Below are 6,932 nucleotides of genomic sequence, written 5' to 3' on the forward strand. Positions count from 1 at the left end.
GGGCACGGCTGGCCCACGCGCTCAGCGGCAGCGGCGCGGGCGCGGCACTGGGTGGAAGAGGCGCGGGCACCGCCACACGGGTGCCGCTGCGCGGACGGGTCTGGAGGTAGCCCTCGGCCTCCAACTGCTCCAGCGCGTCCACCAGCGTGTTGCGCGACACCCCCAGCCGCCCGGCGAGGGCACGGTGCCCCGGCAGCCGGGTGCCCTGCGGCAAGGTGCCTGCCACGATCACCCCCCGCAGGGTGCGGGCGACCCGCGCGTGCAGCGCCTCGCCGGGCAGGGACGGGGGCAACTCGGCGGGCAGCCCGGCCTCCCCCCTCACGGCCGGGCGAACTCCCGCTCCAGCCACGCCGGGTCGCCCCCCTCGGCGGCGAGGGCCTGTCCCGCCAGCATAAGGAAGCGGTCGCGGGCGGCTTCAGCCTCCTGCGGTGTCACGCCGTGCGCGGCGGGGTCCGCCAGCACCCCGCGCAGCAGGCCAAAGACGGGCGCGTCGGGGTAGAGGGTGCCCGCGACCGTCACGTCGGTTGTCCACTTCAGGAGGTAGTCCAGCGCGTAGGGGCCGGGTTCCAGCACGCAGCCGCCGGGATAGGGGATGCGGCCGGGAGCACGGAAGGCGATGGCCGGAGTCGGGGACGTCATCCCCGCATGATGCCCTCCTCATGTCGGCCCCCGCCGTGATGCCCGCCGCCTATCATGGCCCCCATCATGGACAGCGACCTGCTGCGGGCCTACGAGGCCGCCCTGCCGAAGTACGAGCGGCTGCGGGACGCGGTGGTGGACCACACGACCCGGCTGCTCGCCCGGGAGGGCCTCAAGATCCACCACATCACCGGACGGGTGAAAAAGCCCGCCAGCCTCGCGGACAAGCTGCGGCGCAAGCCGGGGCGTTACGCGCAGCTCGCGGACGTGACCGACCTCGTGGGCGTGCGGGTGATCACCTATTTCGCCAGCGACGTGGACGTGGTGGCCCGCCTGATGGAGCAGCACCACCTCGTGGACTGGCACAACTCCAACGACAAGTCGCGCATGCACGACCCCGACCGCTTCGGGTACCTCGGCGTCCATTACGTCCTGCGGGCCGAACCCGACCTCGTGCCCGAGCTGCCCGGCCTGACCTACGAGGTGCAGATCCGCTCGATCCTCCAGCACGCCTGGGCCGAGATCGAGCACGACCTGGGCTACAAGAGCCGCGAGGCCGTGCCGCGCGAGGTCCGCCGCCGCTTCTACCGCCTCGCCGGGCTGCTGGAGATGGCCGACGAGGAGTTCATGGCGCTCGACCGCCTCAGCCGCGACTACGCCGCCACCCTGCCGGGCCGCGTCACGGAGGCGCCCGACAGCGTCTTTATCGACGCCCCCAGCATGACCTACCTGCTGGACGCTCCGCCCATCCGGGACCTCGACGCCCGCATCGCCGCCGAACTGGGCGTGCCGCTGCTCTCAGGCTGGACGGACCCCGAGCGCCCGCAGCGGCTGGCGAGCCTGCTGCACCACGTGGGCGTGCATTCGGTGGGCCTGCTGCACAAGGAACTGACCCGGGGCGGGGACGACGTGGTGCGCTTTGCCACGGCCCTGCTGCCCCAGTTGCGCGAGCTGTGGCGTCCGGCGGGTGGCCTGCGCCCCGGCTCGTGCGTGGTGAACTACGGCCTGCTGCGGGCCTGCGCCAACCCCGACACCGACCCCGCCGAGGTCGTGAACCTCCTTGACCTCAGCGGCTCGGCGGCGCAGATGGCGGACACGGTGCGGGCGGTGTACGCGCGGGAGATGACGCCGGGGGACTGACACGGACTCCGATGGAATCGCCTACGAAGTGATTCCATCCGAGCGGAGGCGAGAAGGAGAAAGGGCGGGTTCCGGGAGATGGATTTCCTTCCGGTGGTGTCCCGGAAGGAAAGGAACTGGACGGCAGTCCGTATGAGGGCGGCCCCTATCCCCGCCGCGCCCGGTACCACCGAATCAGCGCGTTCGTGCTCGAATCGTGCCGCAGCTCNCTGGACGGCAGTCCGTATGAGGGCGGCCCCTATCCCCGCCGCGCCCGGTACCACCGAATCAGCGCGTTCGTGCTCGAATCGTGCCGCAGCTCCGGCTCTGCCCCGGCCGTCAGCTCCGGCACGATCTGCCCGGCGAGCACCTTGCCGAGTTCGACCCCCCACTGGTCGAAGGAGTTCACGTCCCAGACCACGCCCTGCACGAAGACCTTGTGCTCGTACAGGGCGATCAGGGCACCCAGGACGCGGGGGGTCAGCCGCCCGGCCAGCAGCGTGTTCGTGGGGCGGTTGCCCTCGAAGACGCGGTGGGGGGCGAGTTCCGGCGAGACGCCCCCGGCCAGCACCTCCTCCCGCATCTTGCCGAAGGCGAGCGCCTCCGTCTGCGCGAACACGTTGGCGGTCAGCAGGTCGTGGTGGGTCGGTCCCCCCGCGGTGGGCAGCGGATTGAGGCTCTGCGCGAAGGCGATGAAGTCGCAGGGAATCAGCGTCGTCCCCTGGTGGATCAGCTGGTAGAAGGCGTGTTGCCCGTTCGTGCCCGGCTGGCCCCACACGACCGGGCCGGTGTCGTGGTCCACCTCCTGACCCCCCAGCGTGACGTGCTTGCCGTTGCTCTCCATGTCGAGCTGCTGGAGGTAGGCCGGGAAATACGCGAGGTACCCGTCGTAGGGCAGCACCGCGTGCGTCTGTGCCCCGAAGAAGTTGCGGTACCACACCCCCAGCAGGCCCAGCAGCACCGGCAGATTGGCCCCCAGCGGCGCGGTGCGGAAGTGCTCGTCCATGTCGTGGAAGCCCGCCAGCAGCTCGCGGAAGTGCCCCGGCCCCACCGCGATCATCAGCGAGAGGCCGATCGCGCTGCCGATGCTGTAGCGCCCGCCCACCCAGTCCCAGAAGCCGAACATGTGGGCGGGGTCGATGCCGAACCCCTGCACCGCCTCCGCGTTGGTCGAGACGGCGACGAAATGCCGGGCGACGGCGCTTTCGTCCCCCAGCCCGGCGATCAGCCACGTCCGCGCACTCGCCGCGTTCGCCATCGTCTCCTGGGTGGTGAAGGTCTTGGAGGACACGATAAACAGCGTCTGGGCCGGGTCGAGGTCGCGGGTCTTCTCCATGAGGTCGGTGCCGTCCACGTTGGAGACGAAGCGCAGGGTGAGGTTCCGGTCGGCGTAGAACTTCAGGGCCTCCGACGCCATCACCGGGCCGAGGTCCGAGCCGCCGATGCCGATATTCACGACATTGCGGATGGGCTGGCCCGTCGCCCCGCGCCACTCGCCGGAGCGCACCGCATCGGCAAAGGCCGCCATGCGGTCCAGCACCTCGTGGACCCCGGGCACCACGTTCTCGCCGTCCACCATCACCACCGCGTCCCTCGGTGCCCGCAGCGCGGTGTGCAGCACGGCGCGGCCCTCGGTCACGTTGAGGCGCTCGCCCGCGAACATCGCGTCGCGCTTCTGCTCCACGCCGACCTCCCGCGCGAGGTCCAGCAGCAGGCGCAGCGTCTTGTCTGTCACCCGGTTCTTGGAATAGTCGAGAAAGAGCCCGGCCCCCTGCGCGGTCAGCCGCTCGCCCCGCTCCGGGTCCGCCGCGAAGAGGTCGCGCAGGTGCAGGCCCGCGACCTCGGCGTGATGGGCCGCCAGGGCCTGCCAGGCGGGAAGCTGCGTTCTGGAGGGAGCCGGGCGGGGGGCGGGGTCGCTCATGGCGGGAGCATACCAGCGGTTCCCGGCGGGCTGGGAGAGCCGCTGTTGGGCGAAGGTTGGGGACGGGCGGGACTCCGGACGGGCCGCGTGACCTGGCAAGTGGCAAGCGGCTCCCTTCCCGGCCGCCCGCTCCCGGCTGGAAATCTGGCCCCCTTCCGCGCTTGAATGGCGGGCGATTCGTCCAGTTCAGGTTCTCCCCCCTTTCCCAAAGGAAGTGCCCCCCATGCCCCAGCCCTCTCCAGCCCAGCCCCTCCAGGACCGCGACGTGGTCATCGTCTCCGCCGTCCGCACGCCCATCGGGGCGATTCGCGGCTCGCTCTCCACCGTCCGCCCCGACGACCTCGCCGCCCATGTCATCCGGGAGGCCGTGGCGCGGGCGGGTGTGTCGCCGGACCTCATCGAGGAAGTGATCCTGGGCTGCGCGAACCAGGCGGGCGAGGACAACCGCAACGTGGCGCGGATGGCCGCGCTGCTCGCGGGCCTGCCCGACACGGTGGCGGGGCTGACCGTCAACCGGCTGTGCGCCTCGGGGCTGTCGGCGATCAACACGGCCGCCCGCGCCATCCGCAACGGCGACGGCGACGTGTACGTGGCGGGCGGCGTGGAGAGCATGACCCGCGCGCCCCTCGTGATGGGCAAGGGCACCCAGCCCTTCGCCAACGGCAACGTGACCGCCTATGACACGACGCTGGGCTGGCGCTTCCCGAACCCCGCGATGGAGGCCCTCTTCCCGCTGGAGGCGATGGGGGAGACCGCCGAGAACATCGTGCAGCGCAGCCGCGCCGGGGGCGTTGCGGGCGGCGAGATCACCCGCGAGGAGCAGGACGCCTTCGCGCTGGAGTCGCAGCGGCGGGCGGTCGCGGCCCTGAACGCGGGCACCTTCCGGGGGGAGATCGTGCCCGTGGAGGTGAAGGGGCGCAAGGGGGTGACGGTGTTCGACACCGACGAGCATCCCCGCGCCAGGCGCGACGGGGACACCTTCTCCCTCGCCACCGACGAGGCGACGCTGGCCGGGCTGAGGCCCGCCTTCCGCAAGGGCGGCAGCGTGACCGCCGGGAACGCGTCCGGCCTGAACGACGGTGCGGCGGCCCTCGTCCTGACCAGCGCGGGCAAGGCCCGTGAGCTGGGCATCCAGCCGCTCGCCCGCTGGGTGGGGGCGGCGTCGGCGGGTGTGAACCCGCGTGTGATGGGCCTCGGCCCGGTGCCCGCCACCCGCAAGCTGATGGAGCGGCTGGGCATGAGGCTGGGCGACGTGGACCTCGTGGAACTCAACGAGGCCTTCGCGGCGCAGGCCCTGGGCTGCATCCGCGAACTGGAACTGGACCCGGCGCGGGTCAACGTGAACGGCGGGGCCATCGCCCTGGGCCACCCCCTGGGCATGAGCGGGGCGCGGCTGGTGACCACCCTCACGCACGAGCTGCGGCGCCGGGGCGGGCGCTACGGCCTGGCGACCCTCTGCGTGGGCGTGGGCCAGGGCGAGGCGGCCCTGATCGAGCGGGTGGAGGCGTGATTCCGGTGCAGGACTTCCCCAGGAGGGCCGCAACCCGACTGGAAGGAGCAGGAACCGAGCGGTCACCGGGAAGGGAGGGGGCGGGGCGGTGCCCTTCCGTCCTGGCCCCGGACTGGACGGTGACCGCGTGAAGACGGTCCCGGTCCTCTCGCTGGAGGAAGCCGCCCGCCTCGTCAAACCCGGGCAGACCCTCCTCGTCGGCGGCTTCGGGATGACGGGCAACCCGGTTCACCTGATGCACGCGCTCGCGGAGACGGGGACGGGCGACCTCACCTATGTCGCCAACAACGTCTCCGAACCCGGCCTCAGCGGGGGGCGGCTGCTGCGCAACGGGCAGATCAGGAAGGCGGTCGGTTCCTACTTCACCTCCAACCCCGAAGCGGTGAAGGCGTACCAGGCGGGTGAGCTGGAGGTCGAACTGCTGCCGCAGGGCACCCTCGCGGAAGCGCTGCGGGCGGGTGGGGCCGGAATCGGCGGCTTCTACACGCCGACGGCGGCGGGGACCGTGATCGCCGAGGGAGCCGACGTGCGCGTGCTCAGCGGCCGGGAGATGGTCTTCGTGCCCGCCCTGCACGGCGACGTGGCGCTGCTGCGGGCGTGGCGGGCGGACCGGGCGGGGAACCTCCAGTACCGCCTGACCGAGCAGAACTTCAACCCGCCCATGGCCACGGCCGCCGACCTCGTGATCGTGGAGGTCGAGGAGATCGTGGAGGTCGGTGAGATCGCGCCCGAGCAGGTGCATACGCCGGGGCTGTACGTGGACTATCTCGTGCAGGCCAGCCTCACCCCCGACGACCTGGGCTCCAGCGCGGACGTGAAGGGCGGCGCGAAGAAGGTGGACCCGGCGCGGCTGCACATGGCCCGGCGGGCCCTGCAGGAACTGCGCCCCGGCGACGTGGTGAACCTCGGCATCGGGATTCCCACGCTGGTGGCGGACCTGCTCACGCCGGAGCACGGGGTGATCCTCCACACCGAGAACGGCATGCTGGGCGTCGGCCCGGCCCCCGAGGGCGGCGGCGCGATGGACTACCCGGTGAACGCGGGCAAGATTCCGGTGACCGCGCTCCCCGGCGCGAGCTACTTCGACTCGGCGGCCTCCTTCGGCATGATCCGGGGCGGGCATGTCGACGTGGCCGTGATGGGCGGCCTGCAGGTGGACGAGGCCGGAAATCTGGCGAACTGGGCGGTGCCCGGCAAGCCGCTGCTGGGCGTGGGCGGCGCGATGGACCTCGCGGGCGGTGCCCGCCGATTGATCGTCACCATGACCCACACCGAGCCGGGCGGCGCGCCCAAGCTGGTGCCTGAATGCACCCTGCCGCTCACCGCGCGGGGCCGGGTAGAGATGGTGATCACCGACAGGGCGGTCTTTGAGTTCCTGGAGGGGGAGCTCACCCTCACCGGGCTGATGCCGGGGGCCACGCTGGAGGAGGTCCGGGCGACGACGGCGGCGCGGTTCGCGGAGCGGGTGGCCGGGCCGACGATCTAGGCGGTCCTCCCAAAAAGGCCGTCTGGGAAAGCGCACCCAGGCGGCCTCTCTATCTCCCCGCCCCCAGCTGCCCCGCCAGCCACGCGGCCCCCTCGTCCACCGCTCCGGCGGGAACAGCGTGGCCGCCCTCCCACCAGCGCAGGTCCTTGGGGCCGGGGGCAGCGGCATACAGGCGCCCGGCCTGCTCGGGCCGGATCACCGGGTCGTGCCGCCCGTTGAGCATCAGCAGCGGGCGCGGCCCCAGTTTGCGGGCGGCC

Annotated in this window: 6 protein-coding genes and 1 pseudogene; 3 read left to right on the forward strand and 4 right to left on the reverse strand. The window is 72.1% G+C overall.

Translation table 11 applies throughout. The features are described 5' to 3' along the window. On the reverse strand, positions 1-322 hold a 322-nt coding region (locus QOL99_RS13715), incomplete at its 3' end, for a winged helix-turn-helix domain-containing protein (protein ID WP_285524632.1). After that, entirely contained in the window at positions 319-639 is a 321-nt protein-coding gene (locus tag QOL99_RS13720) for a hypothetical protein (protein ID WP_285524634.1), read from the reverse strand. The genes QOL99_RS13715 and QOL99_RS13720, both read right to left, overlap by 4 nt. Before the next feature lie 66 nt (positions 640-705). Between QOL99_RS13720 and QOL99_RS13725 the strand changes: the two genes are divergently transcribed. Beyond that, positions 706-1,779 (forward strand): GTP pyrophosphokinase, encoded by a 1,074-nt coding sequence (locus QOL99_RS13725; protein WP_285524635.1) that lies wholly within the window; start codon positions 706-708, stop codon positions 1,777-1,779. Between the two features lie 238 nt (positions 1,780-2,017). Here QOL99_RS13725 and pgi read toward each other — a convergent pair whose 3' ends face one another. Then, positions 2,018-3,679: a glucose-6-phosphate isomerase gene (gene pgi, locus QOL99_RS13730; protein ID WP_285524637.1), complete on the reverse strand. Its 1,662-nt coding sequence runs from the start codon at positions 3,677-3,679 to the stop codon at positions 2,018-2,020. A 223-nt stretch (positions 3,680-3,902) separates the two neighbouring features. Between pgi and QOL99_RS13735 the strand changes: the two genes are divergently transcribed. Continuing rightward, the gene (locus QOL99_RS13735) at positions 3,903-5,189 is read left to right on the forward strand and encodes a thiolase family protein (RefSeq protein ID WP_285524639.1); all 1,287 of its coding nucleotides are present in this window, start codon (positions 3,903-3,905) and stop codon (positions 5,187-5,189) included. A 127-nt stretch (positions 5,190-5,316) separates the two neighbouring features. After that, on the forward strand, positions 5,317-6,675 hold the full coding sequence (locus tag QOL99_RS13740) for a 3-oxoacid CoA-transferase (protein ID WP_285524641.1): 1,359 nt from the start codon (positions 5,317-5,319) through the stop codon (positions 6,673-6,675). A gap of 49 nt (positions 6,676-6,724) precedes the next feature. Here QOL99_RS13740 and QOL99_RS13745 read toward each other — a convergent pair. Then, positions 6,725-6,932, reverse strand: a pseudogene (locus QOL99_RS13745) (alpha/beta hydrolase family protein); the annotation flags it as partial.

The sequence above is a fragment of the Deinococcus rhizophilus genome, from assembly GCF_030271215.1.
GTDB classification, from domain to species: Bacteria; Deinococcota; Deinococci; order Deinococcales; family Deinococcaceae; genus Deinococcus; species Deinococcus rhizophilus.